A 24,257-nucleotide genomic window follows, 5' to 3' on the forward strand; every position below is an offset into this window, starting at 1 on the left:
GCTGCGGCTTGCGCGCGTACAGAAGGGGAGGAGCAGCTTGAGGTTGGGGAAATACGGGTGGAACAAAAGCAGCTACCGGTTCAAGCTGGCTTTCCTGGCCGTGCTGCTGTCCGCATGCGGCCTTTCGTTCGTCGTGCTCACGACGTTATTCAACGTCCGCGATATCTCCGTCCAGATGCACGACGACAGCGAACGGCAGCTGTATCAACAATACGGCGGCAGCATGACTTCCTATTTCAAGGAAATCAATTCGCTGTCGACTTATTTGCGGAACGGCGAAATCACGAATTTCTCCCGAAATTATTGGAATCTTAGGGATCCGGAGCTTGCCGCCTCCAAGCTGGAGGAAATCAAACGGTTGATCGACCGGCTGAATCTGTACGACATGCAGGTAGACGCGATTTATATGTTCGGCAGCAACCCGAACCAGACCGGACTGGCCAAATCGATCGTCAGCTATTTGCCGGCTCTTGACGTCATGCCGTCCGTGAACGATATCGAAACGCTCGGATTCCTCGGCATCCTGTTGCGCGACAACGGATTTCCGGTCTATTACATGCCGGGCGAATGGAGCAGGCGGATCGCCGAGCTTCCGCCCGGGAAACGCGAATACGCCAAAGCAAGCGGCGTCGAAGCGTATTTGCTCAAGCTGGAAGGGCGCGTCTCCGTCACGAGTTACGCCGACAACGTGCTCCAGTCGGTCGTGCTTCGCGACGAGGTGTTCAACCGGCTGCTGTATGACGTCATCTTGAAGCGGGCAGGCGCGATGGTGATCGATCGGGAGGGGCGAGTCGTCTGGTCCAATCCGACCCGCTCCTCCCAACCCGCGTTCGATGCCGCGAAATTATCCGGCGTCGCGAACGGAGAAGGAAGTTTGTCGCTGAACGGGCAAGATATCCGTTACCAGCAGTTGTCCCCCTTCGGCTTCACCTGGATTCAATATGCTCCCAGCCCCGCCTGGGGCGACGATCAGGCCCCGTTCATCCGGCAGACCGTTCTGGTCGCCCTCTTGGGCATGGCGGCGGCGATCGTTGCCGCCTGGTGGATCTCGGACCGGATTTGCGAGCCGATCAGCGGGCTTGCGCTGCTCTTGAGCCGCAAGGGCAAGCGCCTGCCGGTCGGGCCGATTCCGGAGCAATTCCAGCACCGGACTTTCCTCAGAAGAACCCCTCTGCGGCGCAAATTGTTTTACATGTTCCTGTTATCCTCGATCGCGCCGGTATTGCTGGTCGGGATGGCATGTTCCTCGCAGGCCTATAACGCCACCAAGCATAAGCTTTACGAATCGGTCGACAACTGGACCCGCCGCCTATCCAATGAAATCCGGGCCAAGCAGGCTTCGTACGAGAATTTGATTCGCCGATTGGCCGCGGACGGAGAGATGGCCGCCATCGTCAAGGACCAGCAGGTGATCGGGGAAGAAGACAAGAAGACGCTGGAGTCGATGTTCATCAAACAGACGGAGGGCATCGGCGACATCGCTTACTTCGTGCTCAGAAGCATTACCGGTACCGCGCTCTACGCTTCCATCTACACGAACAACCTGGAGCTGTTCGAGACGGATGCCGATCTGGAAACCCCCTTCGCGGCGGCGGCCGGGGATACCGTCTGGCTGGAAGGCCGGAAGGACGTGTTCAACCAACAGAACCTGACCCTGGTCAAACGGCTTGAAATTCCGGGGCGTTCGTCTCCTGCCGATAACGTCGACGTCGGCTATCTGGAAATCGCGCTGAAGCTGACGGCGCTTCATGCCGCATTCCCCCATTTGCAGACGGAATACGTCATCGTGCGGGACGACAGGCGGTTTCTGGCCGGCAGCACGAATGACGACAGCTATGTCGCCTCGGCCAGACGCGCGGCGGCTTACCGCGGCGACGATGACGGCAAGAGCGCCGAATCGCCTTACGAGACGAAAATCGACGGCCGTCATTATTTGCTGGCCACGCAGCGGGTGCCGGGCACGGACTGGACCGTCGTCGCCTATCAGCCGACCCTGGAGATCAGCCAGACCAGCCGGTCGCTGCTGGAGAGGAATATCGGAATTACGCTGCTCGCCTCCATCCTCGTCTTCCTGCTCTCCATCGTCGTATCGGGCCTGCTCGTCCGCCCGATCGAGCGGCTGAAGCGGGAAATGGAGCGGGTGGGCCGCGGTGAGGGAGAAATCAGCAGCGGCCTCCGGCATGAGGCGACGGATGAAATCGGCGAACTGATCGCCAGCTTCAATGTCATGATTACGCAGATCAATGAGCTCATGCATGAAAACATCGACAGGCAAGTCAGAGAGCGCGAGCTGGATCGCTTGAAAACCCACGCCGAGCTCGGCATGCTGCAGCAGCAGATCAATCCGCACTTCCTCTACAATACGCTGGAAGCGATCAACATGCGGTCGCTTCAGCTGGGCGCGACCGAAGTGTCGCGCATGGTAACGGCGCTTGCCCGTCTATTCCGCTATGCGATCAGTTCCGCCACCGACTTGGTGGACTTGGATCAAGAGTTGGAGCATACCCGGAATTACGCCACGATTCAGGAAATCCGGTTTCGCGACCGCTTCCGGGTGGATTGGCGCATCGAGCCGCAGACGCGCGAATGCAAAGTGCTCAAGCTGCTGCTGCAGCCGATCGTGGAAAATGCCATCAATCATGGACTCGCGGAGTACACGGCGGACGGTGTGGTCGAAATCGTCTCCCGTTTGGAGGGCGAACATCTGATCCTCGAAGTATCGGACAACGGGATCGGGATGGAGGAGGAGGAACTTGGGGCGCTGCACGCGAAGCTGATCGCCCCTCCGCCCGTCGATACCCCGGTATTCTCGGCGAGAAGAACCGGCGTCGGGCTGCTCAATGTGTACCAGCGGCTTAAGTTCCATTACGGGGATGCGGCCGACTTGAGCGTCGACAGCGAACCGATGTCCGGTACGCGCGTCCGAATCCGAATTCCGGTGCAGCAGGTCTGATCGTTCAGAGGGAAGGGAAGTTCGGCCTCACCAACAAAGAAGATCGCCGATCTCCCGAAAGACGGGATGAAGGCGATCTTCTTTCCTATCGGACTTTCCAAGACGCGATCCGATTCGCTTCAGTGCGCCGATTCCGAAAAATGGTTTCGGAGCACCGGCGCCAATACGTTCATGGAGACGTTATGGTTCTGACCCTCCAGCATCAGCAGTTCGCCCTTCGGCAGATGATCCGCCACATGCTTGACCGCGTTTCTCAGGGCTACGCCGCTTTTGCCGCCGCCGATCACGAGGGTCGGCACTTGCACGGCGGCGATCCGTTCCGTCGGCAGCGAGTAGTCGCTCATCACCGCGGCATCGTACGGCAAGGAATTCGCGACCGCCCGCATCCGGGCCCAGAACGGCATGATCCTCATGATCGATACGGCGAATCCGGGAGCCCCCATCATCCGGAGGAAATACTTCACCGCGTCGTCGCGCCGGCCGGCCGCGATGAATTCGCGCAGCTTCGCTTCATGGTCGCTCGGCGGACGGGGCGCCCCGTCACCGATCATGTACGGCGGTTCGTACAGCGCCAGCTTCTTCATCGGCACGCCGCTCGCCGCCGCCTCCAGCGCCAACGCCGCTCCGGAAGACATGCCCCACACGTTCGCCGACCCGCCGACCGCCTCGATGACGGCGTGCAAGTCTTCCACCTCGCGGGCGACCGCGTAGAAATCGGTGTCGCCGCTGTCGCCGCGCCCCCGGCGGTCATAATTGACGACGGTGAAGTCTTTGGACAGCAGCCCGGCGAGTTTGACGAAACCCGGGAACTTCCGGTAGCTGAGCGCGCCTCCGACGAGAATGACCGCCGGTCCGCTTCCGACCGTATCGTAAGCGATCGGAGTACCGTCTTTGGACAACGTTTTCCGTACCATGCCCGCCCTCCATGCACGAATGAATTTTCGTAGAAATTGTAACATCTGCCATTGGATGCATCTAGCGATTTACTCTAAAAATCTCGAATTTTATCGTTTGAGTTGCTGCGCTTTCCAGGCCACCGTGAACAACCATACGCAATAGGCAACCATCAGGATGCGGTTGGGCCAACCGACATACACGCCGGGGCCGAATCCGCCGTGCTGCGGAAGCGTCAACGCTACCGCCGCCACCATCGACAGCAAGCTGATCACGACGAAGGCCGAGGACCCCGCCAGCGCAAAACGATTCGCGCGCCAAGCCGGATTCCGCAGCAGGCTGAGGTTGATCAGGACCGAAGCGATCGTCAGCGACGGGATCCCGATCATGGACGTCAAGCCGTGCATGTTGCCGTGCGCGGTCAATTCGCTTTTCGTTGCCGTGACCGGATCGGTCGTGAAGAAAGCGGCGGCGGCGATCGCGGCCGCGCTGATCAAGAGCAGCGCGAGCCCGATCCGGCCGGCGGCCGTCCGGACTTCCCGGCGAACGGCCGCGAACAGCGCGGCGCATCCTGCGGAAAGGACGAGGAACGCCGCGGCCATCATGCCGCCGTACCGGCCGATCGCATATTCGCTGACCATGCGCCAAGAGGGCGTAAGTTCCGGCTTCAAAAGATGAAGCAAGGCAAGCAAGGCGACGAACAAGCCGGATGCGGCGACGGTTACTGTCGATGCGCTTACGGTAACTTGCGGGAACACGCGATTCGCGACGACGGTTTTCATTTTTCATCTTCCTCCGATTTTTGGATTTGGTTTTTTGATCTTCGCTTGGGATTACCTTTTTCGAATCGATTACAGGGTTTCTGCGGCCTGACGGACCAGCGACGACAACCACTCGGCATCCAGCGTATCGTTTCGGCGGAACTTGATCGTTTTGCGTTCGGGAGGTCCTTCGAATTTCCCGTCCGGGAGCCGCAGCCCTTCGGCGTTGAAGATCGTGAAGCCCACCGCGTCCTTGGACGGCGTGATGACCGCCGCGTACTTGCCGTTTTTCAGAAAATGCGGTTTCTTGTACTGCAGGCGTTCCTGAACTCCGGGGATCGCCCCGTGCGCCAGATCGCGCAGTCGTCCGCACAGTTCCGCTTGCCAAGGCTCTTTAACCGCCGAGATAAACTCCGTTACTTCTTGATTCATGATCCCTTCACCTCATTAAGAGAAATTTGTTTTTTACCTTTGATCCCGGTTTCTATAAACACGACGAACGGGGAAAAACGAAACCGACAGGTACCCGAAAAAATTTTTTTCGATATTTTCGAGTCGAGCCTGAACCTCCACTCGCGCTGCTCGGTCCGTTGGAGATGTTCCGCCGAGGAGATGTACGGGAAAAACGGGCAACGATAAGAAAAACCGTCAGGGAGAAATTCGCCCCTGACGGTCCTAGTGTTTCGTGCCTCTAAAGTCACTCTTCAGCAACTTTCCCACGAACATCCTCAATCCTGTACTCGAATGAACATGACATTGGGACCAGCTTGTCTAGCGGGGCGGGGAATAAGCTTGCGCGGCAAGCTTAATCAGCTGTTGCCCCCCACGTTGGCAGGGGTTAAGCTTGCGCGGCAAGCTTAATCAGCTATTGCCCCCTACGTTGGCGGGGGTTAAGGTTGCGCTGCAAGCATAAACAGCAGTTGCCCCACGCGTTGGCGGGGATTAAGCTTGCGCTGCAAGCTTAACCAGTTGTTTCCCCACACGTTGGCGGGGGTTAAGCTTGCGCGGCAAGCTTAACCGGAAACTATCCCCTGATTTGGGCAGCGTTTACCGATTGCAATCCCTAAAACCCGAATCCCCATCCTCCCCGTCACGGGTTCTGATTCTAACGGACACCGAAGCCGCTATTGGATCAAAACCCCTCATTTTCAAAACGTAACGGACACAGCGGCCCTTATCCGTAACCTTTTACGTTTGTTCGTGGGGCTTTTCACCCAATAAGCGCAACTGTGTCCGTTAAAATGCGCTTTGCCGAGAAGCGCCCCCCATAGCGTCCGCCGTGTCCGTTAGCCTTACCGCCTACGCGAATGGGGCAGCCGCTGTCTGGTCGCTCTAAGAAAGGATGGAGCATGACTTCACCCCGAAAAGTTATAAAATCGGGCAACGACGAAAAAAGGGACGGAGCCTATGCTCCATCCCTTTACCTTTTCCATATGGTCGGATCATCCCTAGAAATCGATCAAGCCGACGCTGATCTGCAGCGCCTCGTCGACTTTGCGCATCGCGTCTTCCTCGAGGTGCGTGATCTTGTCGGTCAGCCGCTGCTTGTCGATCGTTCGGATCTGCTCCAGCAGGATGACGGAATCCTTCTCCATCCCGTGCGATTTCGCGTCGATCTCGACGTGGGTCGGCAGCTTCGCTTTCTGGATTTGCGCCGTGATGGCGGCGATGATTACCGTCGGGCTGAACCGGTTGCCGATGTCGTTCTGGATGACGAGCACGGGGCGGACCCCGCCTTGCTCCGAGCCGACGACCGGCGACAAGTCGGCATAAAACACGTCTCCGCGCTTAACGATCAAAGGCTACACCCCGCTAACGAGGCGTTCGAGCGTGCTCTCGGCATCTTCTTCGGCTTGGAACGCTTCCGATGCCATGTTCAGGTTGATTTTCGCCATTTCCAAATACCCGCGCTGCATGGAATCGCGGATCATCTTTTTCTTGCGCTCCACCAAGTATTGTTTCATGGCCTGGCGGATGATTTCGCTGCGGTTCGTGTTCTCCTTCGCCACGACGAAATCCACCTCGCGCAGCAGATGATCCGGCAAACTGATCATAATGCGTTTCGTATGTTGGTAATTGGCCACCGAACGAGCACCTCCAAGGATTTTCCAGACCCGAACCTAATTTCCAGTATGCATGTCACAGAAACATTCTATACGGCTCATCTGGTATGCATTCGCGATAGGCTCACGTTTTCCTGCCGGCCGCGAAAAATTGCAGTACCCAAATTATCCCAACAGCGGATTGGACACCGACACGACTTCCCCGTTCCTCACGTACACCCGCGGGACGCGGTTCGCCATCATGCAGATCCACTCGTAGGGAATCGTGCCGAGCTTGGCCGCGATCTCTTCCGCCGTAATGGCTTCGCCGCCCTGGCGGCCCATCAGCACGACTTCTTCGCCGGGCCCGATCGGACGCGGGTCGTCCGAGCCGGCGAGCGCGTCGTCCAGCCGGATCATGCACTGGTCCATGCAGATCGTGCCGACGACGGGCACCCGCCGTCCCCGCACCAGCGCCTCGGCTTTGCCGCTCAGCATGCGGCTGAAGCCGTCCGCGTAGCCGATCGGCAGCGTGCCGATCGTTTCCTCGCGGCTGGTGAAATACCGGGTGCCGTAGCTGATGCCCTCTCCCGCCCCCAGCCGCTTGACGTGGACCAGCTCCGTCTTCAGCGTCATCGCCGGCTCGAGCGGAGTCCGCTCTCCGTTCACTTCGCCGCTCGGATACAGACCGTACATGCTGATGCCCAGCCGGAGCATGCCGCCGACCCACTCCGGCAGGTCGATGCCCGCGGCGCTGTTGCCGGAGTGCACGATGGACACGGGAAGTCCTTGGCGCCGGACGTAATCCACCACCCCCGCGAAACGCTCGACTTGCATCCGCGTATACGACTTGTCCTTCTCGTCCGCGCGCGCGAAGTGGGTGAACAGCCCCTCCACCTCGAGCCCGGGGACGCGGCAGGCCCGATCCAGGAACGATTCCGCGGCCGGACCCGGCAGCAGGCCAAGACGGCCCATGCCGGAATCGATTTTCACATGGACCTTGAGTTTTATGCCGTTCGCCGGCAGCTCGGCCGCCGCCGCCAAAACGTCTTCCCTATACAAATTAATCGTAATGCCGTGCTCTCTGGCCGCCTCCAGCCCGTCAGCCGGCGTAAAGCCGAGCACCAGAATGGGCGTCCGGATGCCCGCCCGGCGAAGCTGCAGCGCTTCGTCCAGGAAAGCGACGCCCAAATAGTCCGCACCTGCGGCGGCGGCTTCCCGCGCCGTCTCCACGGCTCCATGACCGTAAGCGTTCGCTTTCACCGATGCCAGCAGCCGGGTTCCGGAGGGCAGCCGTTCCCGAAACAGCCCGATATTGCGCCTGATGGCATCCAGGGAAATCTCGGCCACGGTCGGCCGGTAATAGGAGATCACGGTCTACTCACCATCCCGCTCATACTGCAATACCGTAATGTTACCGGGACCTTGCGGCAGTGTCAATGAAATCGGCGTTAGCAACGTTTACCTGCCGCCCCAAGACGCGCGAAGGGAGCCGGCTGTTTGCCCCCGGCTCCCTCGTTTCTTTGATTATTTGCCCGAAGATTCGACCATCGACTGCGCCAACCGGACCATGTCCTCCTGAGGCAGATCCGCCGTGGTGAGCCGGTATTCGACCCCGCCGTAGCTCCAGGTGAGCGTCTTCGTCTCGCCTCCGGACAACTGCCCCCACGTGAAGCCCAGATCCAGCATGATGCCCTGGGACATGGCTTCCATTTCGTTCTTGGCGGCCCGCTCCAGGATCGTGAAGTCGTAAGCTCCGGTATAGCGGAGCATGACGCCCATCGTATCTCCGAGCTGCACGTCCTTCATGTCCTTCTGGACGACGCCTTCCGGCAGCGCGTCCGGATCCGGTTCGGCCATCGCGAAGTCGTCGCCGGCATTCGGATCGTCCGCGGGCGGCGCGGAGGCTCCTTCGTCCTGCGGCATTCCCGACGTCTGCTCGTCCGTCTGGCCGGAAGCTTGCCCGCTGCCGTCCGTTCCGGTCGTCTGCTTGTCATCGCCGGCGCCGGAAGGGCCGTTCATGTTGCTCTTCATGTCGAAAGCCGTGCTTTCGAACTTCTTGCCGAACTCGAAGGCGTCGAACTGCACCTCGACCATGACGTTGTTGTTCGGATCCGTCACTTCGACGTGGCGCGGCGCGTAATCGTCCTTGGCCAGCCAGATTTTCTGGCGGGCGAACGAGCCGTTCTGGTAATTGCTGGCCATGACGTCGAAGACGTAAGCGTCCTTATCCGTCGTGAACTGCCGGGAGTTGTCCATCTGGATGCTCTTCACGAGCGTCTGGTACAGGTACACCTGCCCTTGGTTCTCCGGCCAGTCGCTCTGGAAGCGATAGCTCTTGTTCAGGCTCGGCGTCAGCACGAACACGCCGTCGTCGTTGCGCAGCACGATTTGGGTAATGTCGCGTTTCTCGTTCGTCAAGGCGATCCGGTAATAATTCGGCTTCTGGTACCACACTTCCACTTTGTAGTTCAGCGGCTGCTGCCCCGTATGCAGCGTCATCGTTCCGCTGCCTTGGTAGCTTTCCATTTTGCTCATCACTTTGTCCAGGTCCTTGACGATCGAAGTCGCGTCTTTGCTCCCGCATCCGGTCAGGATAGCGGCCAAACCCAGCACGACGGCGACGGCGACGATCCACGGGATCCGTCGACGCATTTTGCTCCACCCCTCTGCACAATGGTTAATCCATGGTTCATGTCTATGAGGGGACTTGACCGATTATGCAGACTAGCATGACGAGCCCTTGGGCGTGCGGTCCGGCTTACTCCATGCGATCGTGCCGGTCCGCGAAAACGCTCCTCTCCTCCATTCGCCTTGGCCGCCGCGCGAAACTTAATCGTTTCGCAGGCGTAAGGTGTAAAGGTTGAAAAAAATGGTGGAGGAGGAGAAACCGATTTTTCTAATGATGAAGCAACGCCGCATGCCGTTTTTCGTCCGAGCCGCGATCGCGTTCAGCTTGGCGGCCGCGCTCGCCGTCTTGCCGGCCGTCCGGGCTTTCGCGGCCGCCCCGGCCCCGTCCGAAGCGGGAAAACCGCTGACGCCGGAGACGGCAGCCGCTTTTCTGGACGCTTTTTTCGTTTCCGAACAGGCCAAGCCGCTGTATAAAGGGGCCGCCGTCGAAATCGTGCAGGATGGCCGCGTCATCGCGCAAAAAGGGTACGGTTACGCGAACGAAGCGAAAGAGGCGGTCTTCGATCCTTCCGGCACTTTATTCCGCATCGCGTCCGTATCGAAAACGTTCACCGCCGCGGCGGTCATGCAGCTGGCGGAACAAGGCAAAATCGACCTGAAAGCGGACATCCGCGATTATTTGCCCGGCGTGAACTTCGATAACCCTTACCGGAAGCCGGTCACGGTCGAAGACCTTCTCACGCACCGGAGCGGATTCGAAGTCCGCGATCCCCGCCCGGAAGATTTGCACGACGATTTCGACCGCTACACCGACATGGAAGACTACGTAATGGAGCATATGCCGCCGGTCGTACGCGAACCGGGCACGGCGTACATGTACGACAATTTCGCCTACCTGCTCCTCGGCCTGATCGTGCAAAACGCCGGCGGGGAACCGTTCGAGCGATATATGGACGACCATATCTTCCAACCGCTCGGCATGGAGAACAGCGCGTTCGAGCTGACGAAGCCGCTGCTGGACCGGCTGGTCACCGGGTATGACGCGGCCGGACAGCCGATCGCGCCTTACGCGCTCACGCCGACCGTATTGCCGCAGGGCGGCATGCTCTCGACCGCGGAGGACATCGGCAAATTCATGATCGCTTTTCTGAGCGGAGGGAAAACGGCGACCGGCCGGATTTTGACGGAATCGTCGGTCGAAGCGATGGCCGCTTACCGATCCACGATTCATCCGCTCATGCCGGACACGACGTACGGATTCGAAGCGCCGATCCAGCTGCCCGAAGCGGGGAGCAGCGCAGCCGTCCTGACGAAAGCCGGCGACCTGCCCGGCAACAGCTCGCTGCTGCTGCTCATTCCCGAGTTTCGCGTCGGCGTGTTTCTGACGTACAACCAGAACGGCGCTTTGCGCGACTTGTTTTATCAAGGCTTCATCTCAACGTTTTTCCCGCAATACGCAACGACTGCCGATTTCGGCTCGTTCCAGCCTTACGGCCCGGAGAAGCTGGCGCCGCTGGCCGGTTTATACGCCGATCTCCGGCTGCCCAGCATCGTCACCTCCGTCGAAGTCGACCGGGAGGGCGCGCTGACGATTTCCGACGCGATTCTCGGATCGCGCAAGCTGCGGCAGGTGGACGACAACCTGTTCGTCGACGAACTGACGAAACGGTTCACGGCGTTCAAGCTCGACGAGGAAAACGGAACCGTCTATCTGAAAGAGCCGTATTTGAACCCGCTCGGCTATGAACGCCACGGCGTGAAACCCGCGGGATTCGCCGACGTCGCGGCGGACGATCCGTACGCGGCATTCATCCTCGGGCTTCAATCGCTCGGGCACTTGCCGAACGAGCCGGCGGCCGTTTACGGGCCTGAAAGCACGGTGACCCGGGCGGAATTGGCGCGGGACTTGCTGGAAATCAGCGGGGTTCGCGGGTCGAAGTCGACCTCCTACGCGTTCGCGGATATCCAAGGACATCCGCTCGCCGCCTATATCCAGGCTGCATACGATCTCGGCATGATCCGCGGCGACGGAAAGGGGCGATTCGATCCCGACCGGATCGCCACCCGCCAGGAGGCGGCGGCCATGGTCTGGAACGTGTATCGTCAGCTTTATCCGGATGCGCTGTTCGCGGACGTCGCCTTGCAGGGGGAAACCGATCCGTGGGCATTGCCGGCGGTGAAAATGGCGACGGCGCTCGGACTGTACGGACCGGAAGTTGCGCGAACGGACGGCGGCGCGGCGGATTTCCGTTCCAAGGAACCGGTCTCCCGCGAGGAAGAGGCCGCCCTCCTGTACCGGCTGCTGCTTCAACCGGTCACGCAAATCGTGACCGAGTTAAGCCGGAAGCAGCAGGCCGAGGCCGCACAGCCGTAATACGGCCCGAAGGGACCTCCATCGCGTCCTAGCGAGAGGGGACCCTCACTGTCTCAAACGAGAAAGGACCTCGAAAACCCGTATTGCGAACGGGGACGAGGTCCTTTCTCGCGTTGCTTGGAAAATCGTGCGGGAATTGACGCGGGCGCCGCCTGAAGCAAGCGGGCCGACCCGAAATTACGGCAACACCACGAAATTGGAAGCGACGAGACGCTGCCGGCCGTCCGACGGGCTGTTCAGCACTTTCCCGTTGTAATAGAACGTGCTGGAGCCTCCGCCGTCCAGCGTGTACGCGTCCCTGACGCCCCATTCCAGCAGCTTGCTCTGGGCCTCCTCCAATGTAACGCCGTTGCTGTATCCCTTCTGGCGTCCGTCGATGACGATCAGGAGCAAATCCCCGTTGGAGAAGTTGCCGATCAGCGTGCGCGGCTCTCTCTTGTTCGCCCATTTGCTCGGGATTTTCCGCTTCTTCGCGTCCTCCAGCAGCGTCGGGACGAAACTCGCCCCTTGCACGACGTTCAGCTTTTGGACTTCCTCTTTCGTCTTGAGCTCTCCTCCGACGAGTTTGCCCGCTTTGTCGAAACCGATGAAGCTCATGTCCGTCCGGTTGAATGTCCGGATCTCCCCGTCTACCACGGTAATGCCGATCGGGTACAACAGGCCGTTCTGCTTCGCGAATCCGCCGCCGTTAATGGCCAGCTTGGCCCCGCTGCGGGCAGCTGCATGGCTGGTCGTCTCCCCCTTGTTCGCGGCTTCGTCCTGCGCGAGCACCAGCTTGACCGCCTTCGGATCGTGCAGCTTGACTTTGGCCATATAGCCGCGGTAGCCCGCTTCTTTCAGCGAATACACCTTGATCGTCGCCCGCTGCCCGAACGTCTGCCCGATCGGATCGCCGAGCTTGCCGGCCAGCACCTGCTCCAGTGTATCGCTGGCCTGCTGCTTCTGGCTGCCGCTTGCGGACAAAAGTCCGTCCACCGACCGCTTGTGCAACTCCGCGTCTTTTTTCTCCGATTCGGCCCGCTCGATTAGGCCCGCCAGCGCCGTACGGCTCGCCTCGAGGCTTTGCCCGATCCCGTCCGACGCGCCATCCAGCTTGCCATACGATTGGCCGATCCCGTCCGCGTCCTCGCGGACCTTGTCCCACTCCCGGGCCGTTGCCGGGAGCGAATCGCCGGCTTGGCCCGCAAAATCGGCCAGGGCGGGCCCGTATAGGCAGACGGCGGCCAAGAAGCCCGCCGCGAGACAGAAGAACAGCCAGAATCCCCCGCGGAACTTAGTAAACACGAGCGGCCGCCTCCAGTTTGGCGATCAGCTTTTTCAGGCTTTCCAGTTCCGCGCTGAGATCCGCGATGCGTTGGCTGAGCGCTTTTTTCGTATCGTCGGCGGACTGCAGCGAGTCCCCCGCGAGGGACAGTTCCTCCTTCACCGCCTGCATTTCGCCGTCGATGGCGGCGAACCGTTCCTGCAGCTGCCCGATCTGCTCGTGCTGCTTGTCCAAAATTTCCCGTACCTGCACCACGTTGCGATTCAGCTCATCCGACCGCGTTTGGATGTCCGTCAAATGCTGCCGCATTTCCAAAATATAAGTTCTGGCGACGTAGAACCCGGTTCCGAGCAGCGCCAGCGCGAACGCCGCCGGAACCAAGCGCTTGGCGATCCTCCTGCCTCCGGTTTTCGGCTTGGATTGCTCTGCCTGACGCGATTTACCGGCCGCCGTCTCCCATCCGTACTCCATTTCCGACATGCTTCGAATCTCCTTGTCATTTCTTGTACTTCTTTGCAGAATAATAGACTCTTCCGAATTCCGCAAGGTTGCGCTCCGATCTGTAGACCCGCCGGGATTGCGCAAAAGGAATAACCGCCGGGCCCAAGTCTCGTCGGATTCGCGCAACTTTTCCAGCAAGGGACCGTATGATAAGTAGTAAGTAATAAGTAGCAAGTTGGTCAAATGGATCGAAAACCGAAAACGAGAAAACGGAGGGATCGAAGGTGGCGCCTTTGTCCGGACTTGCCCAATCGTTCGCGGTCGCGGCGGCCGCTTCCCGGTTGAACCGGTCGACCTGGGAGGTTTACGTAACCGGAGCGGTCATGCTCGAATGGCTTGCGGACGGATTCCTGATCCGCGGGGAAAAAGGAAAGCTGACGATGTCCGAAACGTTCGCCCCAACGTCCGAAGGCGCGCGGCAGCTGGCGGAGACGATGCGCAACGCCCGCCGGGCGAAAACGTTCAAAGGCTGGGTCAGCCTCCTCTATTCCCGCACGAAGCTGAGACGCGCCGTCTTGGCGGATTACGTCTCGGACCTGCTGGAGGAAAAGGCGCTGCGCTATGAGACGAAGAAGGTGCTCGGACTCTTCCCCGTCGGGTTTTACGTCCCCGATCCGGCCGCGAAAGATCGGATCGTGCAGCGGCTGAGGGCCGAATTGCTCGAACCGGGCAACGTGGACGAACCGACCGCGGCCCTCGCTATGCTGCTGGATTCGGCGAACGTCCTGAAACGGTACTTTTCCGACTACGAACGGAACCAATGGCGCGATAAAATGAAACGGCTGCAGCAAGAAAACAATGAAGTCTGGAAGCGCGTCGAGGAGATCCGGAAAGCGATCCGGGAGATGGAAGCGGCCGCCTCGTCCGGAGCCGTCGCCGCAACGGCGGCGACGATGTAAGCGGGAGGCCGCCATGTCCAGACCCCGAAACCTGGAGACGATCGCCCAAGCCGAGCTCGTCACGATCAGCGAGCTGGTGCGGCTTTCCGGCATGCGCTACAGCACTTTGAAGTATTACACGGAAATCGGCCTGCTTCCATTCCGTCAGCTGGACGCCGGACTCGTGCGGCGATATCCGCGGGAAGCCTCCTTGCGCAGGCTGGAGGAGATCCGGATTTGCAAAGAGCGGGACGGCTTGACCATCCCCCAGATCTTGGAGAAGTTCTCGGTCGGCTCCCGGGCTGGAACGCAGACCGGAATGGAATAAGACACGGCAGCGTCGAAAAGCTCGATTATCTTCCGGATGGTCACCTTGGCCGCCACGTGAACGCGCCTATGATCCGGATCGGCCGTTCGCCCGAAGCTGACCGGCTTCCCGTGCGTACGCTTCGGGCGATCGGCCGGTTACCGCCTTGAAGTCCTTGATGAAGTGGGCTTGGTCATAGTAGCCGAGCTTCGCCGACAGCGCAGCCCAATCCGAGGCCCCGTCCTTGTCTATCAGTTCCGCCGCTTCCTGAAGCCGGAACCTTCGGATCACCCATTTGGGGCTGACCCCGACGTACCGGCTGAACAGGCGCCAAACACCCTAACCGTTTTCCGAACGGATAGGGTGGTTTCTTGTCTTCCGCCGTCCTGCGACGTTGCTTCCGTCATCGACGACCGTCGTTTTCTCCAGTCGTTGGATGCGGAAGGGAAACGGCTTCCGAGGTTCCCAATGCGGAGTTATGGTATGATAGAAGGCGCCAAAGAACGCAATATTCGAAGAAACGGGTTGGGCGTCATGCATTTGTTATCGGTGGAGAACGTATCGAAATCGTACGGGATGAAAACGCTATTCGAAAACGTGTCGTTCGGCGTAGAAGACGGGGATAAAATCGGCATCATCGGCGTGAACGGAACCGGCAAGTCCACCTTGCTCAAGGTCATCGCCGGACGGGAACCGCCGGATAACGGCGCGGTCATCGTCGGCAGCCGGGTGCGGATCCGCATGCTCGACCAGGACCCCGTCTTCCGGCCGGGCGAACGCGCGCTGGAGCACGTTCTCGCAGCCGCCGGCCCGGGCATGGACGAGGAAGACCGGCTGCAGCTGGAGACGGAAGCGAAGTCCGTCCTCACCCGGCTGGGCATCGCGGATTATGAAGCGGCCGTGGACGTCCTGTCTGGCGGCCAGCGCAAACGGATCGCCATGGCGGCCGCCCTCGTGCTGCCTTCGAACGTCTTGATCCTGGACGAGCCGACCAACCATATCGACAACGAATCGGTCGCCTGGCTGGAAGGATACCTTCGCAAGCGCAGGGGCGCTTTGATCATGATCACGCACGACCGCTACTTCCTCGATCGGGTCAGCAACCGCATCCTGGAATTGGACCGGGGTCGCGCCTATTTCTACGAAGCCAATTACAGCCGTTTTCTCGAGCTCAAACTGGAACGCGAGGAGCGGGAGGCCGCTTCGGAAGCGAAGCGCCAAAACCTGCTGCGGAACGAATTGGCCTGGATCCGCCGGGGGGCGCAGGCGCGGTCGACGAAGCAGAAGGCGCGGATCGACCGCTTCGAGGCGCTGCGCGACCAGAAGCCCCTCGCCGGGCAAGGCAAGCTGGACGTCTCGGTCGCTTCGTCGCGACTCGGGAAGAAAATCCTGGAGATCGACTCCGTGACCAAGCGCTTCGGAGACCGGACGCTCGTCCGGGACTTCAGCTATATCGCCGTGCCGGAGGACCGGGTCGGTATCGTCGGGCCGAACGGCAGCGGCAAGTCGACCCTGCTCAAGATGATCGCCGGGCGCCTGACCCCGGACGAAGGACGCATCGAGCTCGGTCCGACCGTCAAGCTCGGCTGGTTCTCCCAGGAACACGAGGAGATGGACGAGTCGCAGCGGGTGATCGAGTATATCCGCGAAGGGGCCGACCAAGTCCGTACGGCGGACGGCAGCACCGTGTCGGCAGGCCAAATGCTCGAACGCTTCCTGTTTCCTCCGGAAACGCAATGGACGACGATTTCCCGCCTGTCCGGCGGGGAGAAGCGTCGGCTGCAGCTGCTGCGGATCCTGATGGAGTCGCCGAACGTGCTATTGCTCGACGAGCCGACCAACGATCTGGACATCGCGACGCTGACCGTACTGGAAGATTATTTGGACTCGTTCCCCGGCGTCGTGATCGCGGTATCCCACGACCGCTATTTCCTCGATCGGATGGCGGAACGGATCTGGGGATTCGAGGGCGGCGGGCGGCTGGTCCAGCACACGGGGAACTACACGGATTACCAGGAAGACCGGACACGGCGCGAAACCGCCGCCTTGCCTTCCGCTTCCGGTTCCGGCGGCACCGCCGCCAAACCTTCCCCGTCCGACTCCGCTGCGGTTTCCGAGACCCGGGAACGCCAGCTCCGCATGTCCTACAAGGATCAGAAGGATTTCGAGCAGATCGACGGCTGGATCGCGGAGACGGAGGAGCAGCTGCGGCGGGTCGCTGCCGACATGGAGGCGTCGGCCAGCGATTCCGTGCGGCTTCAGGAACTGCTGGAACGCCAGAGAGAACTCGAGGCGAAGCTGGACGGCCTGCTGGAACGCTGGACCGAGCTGAACGAGCTGGCGGAACGCATCGCGGCGCAGAAGAAAAATTGAGAAGCGAGTGAATTTGCGCGCGTCGAGGAGCTGCTCTCTGCAGGAGTCCTGCCGATTAAGCCGCGACAGGAAGGGACCGGCAGCTCCGTTCGAGTTCGCTTCGCAAAAGTCGGAGGCTCTTTTCGTGCCATCGGCCGAGTGATTGCGCAAAGGCAATAACTCGGCCGATTTGCGTGGCAGCGGGACCTCCCCTTAACCGCAACTAACGATGAAAGCCGCAGGGACACGAAGATCCCCGCGGCTTTCGCCCGTTTACTTCACGGTCTTGTTATAGTCCCCGATCTTGGCGGTGATTTGAACCTGGGCGGCCGTCAAGGCGTCTTTCGGAGACTTCGCTCCGTTCACGACCTCTTCCATGGCCCCTTCCACGATTTGCCGCGCCTCCGGGAACACGCCCATGACGGCGCCCTTCGTCGCGTTGTTCAGCTTCGTCCGGTGCAGCTGATCGACGGCGGTCTGGAACTGCGGGAACTTCTTCATGTTCTCCTTCACCAGGTCCTGCTCGTAAGCCGCTTTGGTGATCGGGAAGTAACCGGAGTTGACGTTCCAATACGCCTGCTGCTCGGGCGAAGCCAGGAACTTGATGAACGCCCAGGCGGCTTTCTGCTCGGCTTCCGGACGATCGTTCAGGATGTACAGGCTCGCGCCGCCGACGATCACCCCGCCGTCCGCCGCGCCTTCCGGACGCGGAAGGAACGCCGTGCCGACTTCGAACTTGCCGCCGACTCCGTCCACGATGCCGCGCAGAGCGGCCGTCGAGTCCAGCGTCATGGCGACTTGTCCCGCGACGAACGCCTTCTTCGTGTCCGCCGTCGCCCGGCCCAAGTTCAGCATGACCTTGCTGTCGATCAGGTCCTTCCACCACGTCATGACCTTCACGCCGGCATCGTCCGCCAAGAGCGACTTCTCGGCCAAGCCGTCGCGGCCGTTGCCGTGGTCGACGTACTCCTTGCCTTGGGCGGCGAACAGCTGCTCCATGAACCATCCGTACAGGGCGAACGATGCGCCGTACACGCCGTCCTTCGTCAGCTTCTGAGCCGCCGCCTTCACTTCCTCGAAGGTGGCCGGAGGTTTCTCCGGATCCAGCCCGGCGTTCTTGAACAACGTTTTGTTATAGTACATGATCGGATTGGACGTATTGAACGGCATCGAGTACAACTGGCCGTCGAACGTGTAATAACCCAGGATATTCTCTTCCAGCCGGGACAGGTCGAAGCGGTCCTCGTCGATGAACTTCTGGATCGGCGTGATCGTTTTGGAATCGATCATGAAGCGGCTTCCGATTTCGTAGACTTGCACGATCGACGGCCCCGAGCCGCTGCCCATGGCCGTTTTCATTTTGCTCAGGCTCTCGTCGTAGCTGCCTTGAAACGCGGCTTCCACTTGGATGTCCGGATGCGACTCGTTGAACTCCTCTACCAAGTGGTCGATCGCTTTGCCCAATTCCCCGCTCATCGAATGCCACCAGACGACTTTGACCGGCTCGGCCTTCGGCTCCGCCGAAGCCGGCTGCGCGGAAGCGGCGTCCGCCGGGCTCGTCTGATTGGTGGCGTCAACCGGCGCTTCTCCGGCGGCGGTTCCCGCTTTCTCCGCGCCGCACGCGGCCGCGAACGCCATCGTTAACGCCAGCAAACCCCCCAGAATCGTTCTCCGTCTCCATTTCCGCTTCTTCCACATATCATCGATTCTCTCCTTTTATCCCATGGGTATCTATCGTAAACCGGGGTTCGCGAACCCCGAAGGTTGTCAGCCTTTCACGGCGCCCGCGGTAATGCCCCGGACGAGCTGCTTCAGCCCGAGCGCGAGCAGGAGCAGAGAAGGCAGCAGCACGAGCGAGACGCCGGCCAGCAGGAGACCGTAGGAGATGAATTCCTCCCATTTGAGCATGCTGATGCCGATCTGCACGGTTCTCTTCGTGTCCGTGTTCGTGATGAGCAGCGGCCACAAATATTGGTTCCAGGCGTTCAGGAACACGTATACGCCGAGCGTCGCCAGCGCCGGCCGGGCCAACGGCAGCACGATGATCGCGAAAACGCGCAAATGCCCGCAGCCGTCCATGCGCGCCGCCTCGATCAGCTCCTTCGGCATTTGCAGGAAAAACTGCCGGAGCAGGAAAATGCCGAACGTGCTCGCCAGGAACGGGATCGTGAGACCGGCATAGCTGTCCATCCATCCCCAGCTTTTGACCGTCAAATAATTGGGGATGATGGTGACCTCCCAAGGTATCATCATCGTGGACAGGAACAGGAAAAATACGGCGTTTTTGCCCCGGAACGGGACGAACGCGAACGCGTACGCCGCCAGGCTCGCCGTGACCAGCTGCCCGGCCATGATGACGGCCGACACGACGAGGCTGTTCAGCAGGAACCGGCCGATCGGCACCAGGCCCAGCACGTCGGCGAAGTTCCGAAGATACAAGCGGGAAGGGAACATGGCGGGCGGGTACGCTTGCGATTCCTCCGGCGTCATGAACGCGTTCGAGAACGCGAATAGGATCGGATACAGAACGGCGAGCGCGCACAGCATCAGAAAGAGATACCGTACGCCGGCGCTCCATTTGCTGCTCATTGGTAGTGCACCTTCTTTTCCAGCCAGAAAAATTGCGCCAGCGTCAGCGCCAGGATAACGGCGAACAAGACGAGCGCCTGCGCGCTGCCGGAGCCGAAACGGAAATTGACGAACGCCTCCTGGTAAATCCGGTAAACCATCACGTTCGTCGAATCCATCGGCCCGCCTTTCGTCAGGATGTGGATTTGGCCGAACGTCTGGAACGCGCCGATCACCGATACGATAAGCAGGAAGAACAGCGTCGGGGACAGCAGCGGGATCAGCACGCCGAACGCGCTCCGGAACGGACCGGGACCGTCGAGCTTCAGGCTGTCGTAAATGTCGTCCGAAATGCCGCGCAGTCCGCCAAGCAGCACGATGTAGTTGAAACCCAGATTCATCCAGACGGTCATCATGGACACCGAGACCAGCGCCCATTTCGGATCCGCGAGCCAGAACACCGGTTTTAGATGCAGGAGGCCGAGAAAATAATTGAGCATGCCCGCGCTCGGATGGAACAGCAGGATCCAGATGGCCGCTCCGGTTCCGGCCGAAATGACGACGGGAAGCGAGAATGCGTATTGGAAAGCTTTCATGGCCGGACGCTTCGCGTGGGTCATCACCGCCAGAACGAGCGCGATGACGATGCCGGCCGGCACCGTGTACAGGGTGAACAGAACCGTCGCCTTCAGCGTCGCGAGAAACGCGGCGCCGGAAGCGAACAGGGACGCGTAGTTGTCCAGTCCGGCATAAGCGGCCACTTCCCCGCGCGGGTTCGTGATTTGGAAGCTCAGGTAGACGGACTTGGCGAGCGGGTAAAACAGGAACACGCCGAAAAAGGCGAAGCACGGCAGCAGGAACAAATACCCCGTGAAGTTGTCTCTCCGTTTGATCGACCGCAGCGACCGCAGCGTCCGTGACGCGCGGAGAGCGCCTGCGGCATGAGCGGTATGACCGGCATGGGCCGATTGCAGCGATTGCGCCGAATCCATCCTCGTCCCCCCCTTATGCCCGAGGAATGGGGATTTGATCCCGCATTCTGGCCGAAAAGTCGGTGATGATGCCCGCCGCGCCCCGATGAGCGATCACCGGCGGCCGATCTTGTTCCAGCGTCATGAGCCCGCCACCCTTCCCCGATCGTTTTCAGGCATAACAAATAACCCTTCTTCGGCCCATGCGAAAACGAGTCCGGCGATTACGTCCGGTTTCTATTTCGCACCAGGCTTACTGAAGGGTTTTCTCCTCGGCTCAACCCACCGTAAACGGCGCTCTTATTCGGTTGCATGTTCAGAATAACGCCGTAATGTTAGGTCAAGATCAAGCGGATTCAAGAAGTTTGTTTAATCTATTAGCCGGCGCTAAAGAGGTTACCAGAGCGAAGGATCGCCGCAGGAAATATAGTCGGCGCCGCTCTCCAGCGCAGCGGAGATTTCCTCCTCGCGGCGGATCAACCCGCCTACGATCAGGGGCTGGCTGATCTTTTCCCGCATCTCCCGGATTACGCGCGGCATCAGCCCGGGCATCAGCTCGACCTCGTCCGGATGCATGCTGCCGATCACCCGGACCGCGGTCTGAACCGCGGCGGTGTCGATGGCGAAAATCCGCTGGATGCTTCGGAGCCCGGCCTGTTTGGCCGCGGCGACGGTGTTCGATTTGGTCGTGATGATCCCGTCCACGCGGAACCGTTCGGCCAGATAGGCGATCGCGAACTTATCCTTGCCCAGCCCGGCGACCATTTCGACATGGACGTAAACCTGCTTGTCCGCCTCGCGCAGCCGATTCACGATCGCTTCCAGCTTGCCGATGTGTCCGGTCATCAGATTGACCCGGTTCAGCTTGCTGTCCAGCACCTGGGGAATTTGCTCCTCGGACGTGAGCGAGGCGATGACAGGGTAACGATTCACCGTTTCACCTCCACCTTCGTACGCGACTGTAAGTCGACCTTACCATCCGTTTGTTAGGGGGGGATTAGGGGAACGTTACGCGGGGTTCAGATACTTCGCATCGCGCCGCCGTCGACGGAGATTTGCTGCCCGGTAATATAGCCGGCTTCCTCGGACGTCAGGAACGCGATCAGCGCGGCCGCTTCCTCCGGCTTGCCGACCCGGCCGGCGGGAATGGCGGCGCACTCGCGCCGTTCCATTTCCTCGTAAGGGATGCCGAGGCGCGAAGCCCCGTTCGACCAGACGCTGCGCAGCCGGTCGGACAGGATGCTGCCGGGATGCAGGCCGTTCACCGTGATCCCGTAGGGCGCGAGCTCGAAGGAAGCGGCTTTGGCCGCGTTGACGATGGCGGCGTTGACCAGCCCGAAATTGAACTTGCCGGGATCGGGTTCCTTCCACATGTTGCCGACGACGTTGACGATGCGTCCCCACCGCCTGTCCTTCATTCTTTCGTAGGCCAATTTCATGTTATCCAGGTAAGGGATCAGCTTTTTTGCGATCCCGTCTTCGATATGGGGAATGCCGTGCTGAAGGAAAGACGCCGGCTCCGCCCCGGGCACGCTGCTCACCAGAATGTCCAGGCGGCCGAACTCGCGGTCCACGGTTTCGAACAGCCGGACGCGGTCTTCCGCCTTCGTCATGTCCGCGGCGATCGCCAGCGAATCGGGCTGGATTTCCGCGAGCTTGCGCCGCGCCTCCTCCAGCTTGGGCCCCGGCCGCGACGCGATCGCGACCCGCCGCCCTTCCCTTGCAAGCCGCTCCGCAGCCGCGAATCCGATCCCCCCGCTTCCTCCCGCGATCAGCGCCGTTCTTCTTTCGTTTGCCATTTTGCCTCTCTCCTTGCCGTTTCCGTTATTTGACTCCATTGTATCGGGATTTTCGAACGGAAACAAAAAAACGGCGCCTTACGCGCCCCGACGGCCCGGCCGCAAGCCCGCATTCGGCGGAAAATCGCTCCGTTCTACGAAGAAAAACCTCCGACCCATACTGCCGTATGGGATCAAAGGTTTTTCGCGGTTATGCTCATCCTACAGCTGAATCTGAACTTTAAATAAATCCGGATCCTTGGGAAGGGCGAGGAATTCCGCCGTTTCTTCCAGCGAAATCACTTTGGAGACCAAGGGCCTTAAGGTAAACCGTCCCTCTTTGACCCAGTGGAACGCCGGCAGGAACGTATGATTGATGGCCATCGAGCCGATCAACGTCCAATCTTTATTGTAGAGATCAAACGGCCGAAGCGGGACGACGGCATCCGTCGCCGTCACGCCGAATTGCAAATATTTGGCCGTCGCTCCCATATATTCGAATGCGTTCTCGATCACCTTGGGAATCCCCGTTACATCGACTACGACGTCAAACCCGTTCGGGAAATCCGTTTTTTTCAAATCTCCGCTGAGAACGGTATGCGTTGCCCCGTTCTCCATCGCCAGGTCCAGCTTTTTCCGGGCGACATCGACCACGACCAATTGGGAGGCACCAGCATGGGAGATCGCTTGAATAAGCTGTTGTCCCATTGCGCCGGCGCCGAACAGAATCACCCGGTCCCCCGCTTTCATGCTCAAGCGGTTCATCCCGTGAACGACGCATGCCATCGGCTCGATGAAGGCTCCCTCTTCGAAGCTCATCGAGTCGGGCAGCTTCACGACGTTTTTCGCCGGTACTTTGACATACTCCGCCATGCATCCGGCTGTCGTGTTCCCCAGTGCTCCCCAATTGCGGCATTGATTCCCCCTGTTGGTAAGGCAAAACTCGCAAGCACCGCAGAACAACGAAGGGTCGGCCGTTACCCGGTCTCCTTTTTCGTATCCGATTACCCCCGCTCCAACCTCATGGATGGTCCCGGAAAACTCATGTCCGGGGATGATCGGGTAAGGAGACAGGAATTCCCCCTCATAGATGTGGAAATCGGTTCCGCAAATTCCGACCCTCTCGACCCTAATCGTCACTTCTCCTGGTCCGGGCGCGGGATATTCGACTTCCTTCACGATGGCTTGATGCGGTTTTTCGATTACGAGTGCCTTCATTCTCTTCTCTCCTATCGTTTTTCTATTTAAATGCCCAGAATCCGGGCGATGTTACCGCCGACAATGAGTTCATACCCTTCTTGCGAATCCGCCGCGCGAACCATCTTTTTGAATTCCCATTCATAGTCCACGAAAGGAGAATCCGTTCCCCAAATGACTTTCTCCGGACCGAGCTCTTTCACCGCTTTGGCGATTTCGAAAATGGGAGCCCGGGAGGTTTCCAAGTAAAGGTTAGGAAGCGACTTGGACACCTCGATCGCCTGTTCGACGCTCCAGAAAAATCCCATGTGCGCCATGAGAAGCGGCACCTCCGGGAACGTCCGGGCCATTTCGGCGAATTCGAGCGGTGTGTTGAATAAATCGCTCGCTCCATGGCAAATGACGGGGATCTGAAGCTCCCTTGCCGCTTGGAAAATAGGATCAACCAATCCGTGGTCCGCCAAATGGTAGCCGTGGATGGTCGGATGCAATTTCACCCCCTTGAAGCCGAACTGTTCGACACAACGCCGCAGCTCCGGTACGGCTTGATCCACGTCCCACGGATTCACGGCGCAAAACGGAATCAGCCGATCCGGATACTGGACCGCGTACTCGTGGATCACGTCGTTGGAAAAGCTGCCTTCGACGAATGGAAAGATGACGGCCTTCTCTACGCCGGTTTGATCCAATTTCGCGACGAGCTCATCGCCGGTTTGCCCCGCTCCATAGCGAGGACCGGCATGGTTATGGGCATCGATAATCGTTGCCATCGGAATGACTCCCTTT

22 protein-coding genes are annotated in these 24,257 nt (G+C 59.9%); 5 read left to right on the forward strand and 17 right to left on the reverse strand.

The window, feature by feature from the left end; translation table 11 throughout:
- The first annotated feature begins 37 nt into the window (after positions 1–37).
- A complete protein-coding gene (locus PTZ19_RS08835; protein ID WP_276353827.1) occupies positions 38–2,953 on the forward strand; it encodes a cache domain-containing sensor histidine kinase in 2,916 nt (971 codons plus the stop codon).
- Positions 2,954–3,072: 119 nt separating this feature from the next.
- Here PTZ19_RS08835 and PTZ19_RS08840 read toward each other — a convergent pair whose 3' ends face one another.
- The 7 genes from PTZ19_RS08840 to PTZ19_RS08870 all read right to left on the reverse strand — a co-directional run bounded on the left by PTZ19_RS08840 (position 3,073) and on the right by PTZ19_RS08870 (position 9,305).
- Entirely contained in the window at positions 3,073–3,867 is a 795-nt protein-coding gene (locus PTZ19_RS08840; RefSeq protein ID WP_276353828.1) for an alpha/beta fold hydrolase, read from the reverse strand.
- 90 nt (positions 3,868–3,957) lie between these two features.
- Positions 3,958–4,629, reverse strand: coding sequence for a DUF998 domain-containing protein (locus PTZ19_RS08845; protein ID WP_276353829.1), 672 nt, complete (start codon positions 4,627–4,629; stop codon positions 3,958–3,960).
- A gap of 69 nt (positions 4,630–4,698) precedes the next feature.
- Positions 4,699–5,040 carry a DUF1801 domain-containing protein gene (locus PTZ19_RS08850; protein ID WP_276353831.1) on the reverse strand — a complete coding sequence of 114 codons (342 nt, stop codon included), beginning with the start codon at positions 5,038–5,040 and terminating at the stop codon, positions 4,699–4,701.
- A gap of 1,016 nt (positions 5,041–6,056) precedes the next feature.
- On the reverse strand, positions 6,057–6,407 hold the full coding sequence (locus PTZ19_RS08855) for a type II toxin-antitoxin system PemK/MazF family toxin (protein ID WP_276353832.1): 351 nt from the start codon (positions 6,405–6,407) through the stop codon (positions 6,057–6,059).
- Between the two features lie 3 nt (positions 6,408–6,410).
- Complete coding sequence (locus PTZ19_RS08860) at positions 6,411–6,692, reverse strand: CopG family ribbon-helix-helix protein (RefSeq protein WP_276353833.1); 282 nt, start codon at positions 6,690–6,692, stop codon at positions 6,411–6,413.
- Between the two features lie 144 nt (positions 6,693–6,836).
- Positions 6,837–8,024: an alanine racemase gene (gene alr, locus PTZ19_RS08865; RefSeq protein WP_276353834.1), complete on the reverse strand. Its 1,188-nt coding sequence runs from the start codon at positions 8,022–8,024 to the stop codon at positions 6,837–6,839.
- Between the two features lie 153 nt (positions 8,025–8,177).
- A complete protein-coding gene (locus PTZ19_RS08870; RefSeq protein ID WP_276353835.1) occupies positions 8,178–9,305 on the reverse strand; it encodes a LolA family protein in 1,128 nt (375 codons plus the stop codon).
- A 247-nt stretch (positions 9,306–9,552) separates the two neighbouring features.
- Between PTZ19_RS08870 and PTZ19_RS08875 the strand changes: the two genes are divergently transcribed.
- Positions 9,553–11,655: a serine hydrolase domain-containing protein gene (locus PTZ19_RS08875; protein WP_276353836.1), complete on the forward strand. Its 2,103-nt coding sequence runs from the start codon at positions 9,553–9,555 to the stop codon at positions 11,653–11,655.
- A 177-nt stretch (positions 11,656–11,832) separates the two neighbouring features.
- Here the strand turns inward: PTZ19_RS08875 and PTZ19_RS08880 are convergent, their stop codons facing one another.
- Both PTZ19_RS08880 and PTZ19_RS08885 read right to left on the reverse strand, forming a co-directional pair.
- Positions 11,833–12,939, reverse strand: a complete 1,107-nt coding sequence (locus PTZ19_RS08880; protein WP_276353837.1) for a phosphodiester glycosidase family protein — start codon at positions 12,937–12,939, stop codon at positions 11,833–11,835.
- Entirely contained in the window at positions 12,929–13,399 is a 471-nt protein-coding gene (locus PTZ19_RS08885) for a hypothetical protein (protein ID WP_276353838.1), read from the reverse strand. Before PTZ19_RS08885 ends, PTZ19_RS08880 begins: the two co-directional genes overlap by 11 nt.
- Positions 13,400–13,644: 245 nt before the next feature.
- Here PTZ19_RS08885 and PTZ19_RS08890 point away from each other — a divergent pair, with 245 nt between their 5' ends.
- Positions 13,645–14,319, forward strand: a complete 675-nt coding sequence (locus tag PTZ19_RS08890; RefSeq protein ID WP_276353840.1) for a GOLPH3/VPS74 family protein — start codon at positions 13,645–13,647, stop codon at positions 14,317–14,319.
- A 13-nt stretch (positions 14,320–14,332) separates the two neighbouring features.
- The gene (locus tag PTZ19_RS08895) at positions 14,333–14,626 is read left to right on the forward strand and encodes a helix-turn-helix domain-containing protein (RefSeq protein WP_276353841.1); all 294 of its coding nucleotides are present in this window, start codon (positions 14,333–14,335) and stop codon (positions 14,624–14,626) included.
- 66 nt (positions 14,627–14,692) lie between these two features.
- Here the strand turns inward: PTZ19_RS08895 and PTZ19_RS08900 are convergent, their stop codons facing one another.
- Positions 14,693–14,932: a helix-turn-helix domain-containing protein gene (locus PTZ19_RS08900; RefSeq protein ID WP_339329315.1), complete on the reverse strand. Its 240-nt coding sequence runs from the start codon at positions 14,930–14,932 to the stop codon at positions 14,693–14,695.
- 249 nt (positions 14,933–15,181) lie between these two features.
- On the opposite strand from PTZ19_RS08900, the gene PTZ19_RS08905 reads away from it, so the two are divergent.
- Positions 15,182–16,978: an ABC-F family ATP-binding cassette domain-containing protein gene (locus PTZ19_RS08905; RefSeq protein ID WP_422614987.1), complete on the forward strand. Its 1,797-nt coding sequence runs from the start codon at positions 15,182–15,184 to the stop codon at positions 16,976–16,978.
- Between the two features lie 252 nt (positions 16,979–17,230).
- Here PTZ19_RS08905 and PTZ19_RS08910 read toward each other — a convergent pair whose 3' ends face one another.
- The 7 genes from PTZ19_RS08910 to PTZ19_RS08940 form a co-directional block, all read right to left on the reverse strand.
- Positions 17,231–18,655, reverse strand: coding sequence for an ABC transporter substrate-binding protein (locus tag PTZ19_RS08910; RefSeq protein ID WP_276353842.1), 1,425 nt, complete (start codon positions 18,653–18,655; stop codon positions 17,231–17,233).
- Positions 18,656–18,724: 69 nt separating this feature from the next.
- Positions 18,725–19,546, reverse strand: a complete 822-nt coding sequence (locus PTZ19_RS08915; RefSeq protein ID WP_276353843.1) for a carbohydrate ABC transporter permease — start codon at positions 19,544–19,546, stop codon at positions 18,725–18,727.
- On the reverse strand, positions 19,543–20,517 hold the full coding sequence (locus PTZ19_RS08920) for a carbohydrate ABC transporter permease (protein WP_276353844.1): 975 nt from the start codon (positions 20,515–20,517) through the stop codon (positions 19,543–19,545). The genes PTZ19_RS08915 and PTZ19_RS08920 overlap by 4 nt, the downstream gene beginning before the upstream one ends.
- Before the next feature lie 375 nt (positions 20,518–20,892).
- Positions 20,893–21,429, reverse strand: coding sequence for a glycerol-3-phosphate responsive antiterminator (locus tag PTZ19_RS08925; RefSeq protein WP_276353845.1), 537 nt, complete (start codon positions 21,427–21,429; stop codon positions 20,893–20,895).
- A gap of 86 nt (positions 21,430–21,515) precedes the next feature.
- Positions 21,516–22,295, reverse strand: coding sequence for an SDR family oxidoreductase (locus PTZ19_RS08930; protein ID WP_276353847.1), 780 nt, complete (start codon positions 22,293–22,295; stop codon positions 21,516–21,518).
- 201 nt (positions 22,296–22,496) lie between these two features.
- Positions 22,497–23,492 carry a zinc-dependent alcohol dehydrogenase family protein gene (locus PTZ19_RS08935; RefSeq protein WP_276353849.1) on the reverse strand — a complete coding sequence of 332 codons (996 nt, stop codon included), beginning with the start codon at positions 23,490–23,492 and terminating at the stop codon, positions 22,497–22,499.
- Between the two features lie 26 nt (positions 23,493–23,518).
- Positions 23,519–24,241 carry an amidohydrolase family protein gene (locus PTZ19_RS08940; RefSeq protein WP_276353850.1) on the reverse strand — a complete coding sequence of 241 codons (723 nt, stop codon included), beginning with the start codon at positions 24,239–24,241 and terminating at the stop codon, positions 23,519–23,521.
- Positions 24,242–24,257 lie beyond the last annotated feature (16 nt).

It is taken from the genome of Cohnella caldifontis (assembly GCF_029360585.1).
GTDB lineage: Bacteria > Bacillota > Bacilli > Paenibacillales > Paenibacillaceae > Cohnella > Cohnella caldifontis.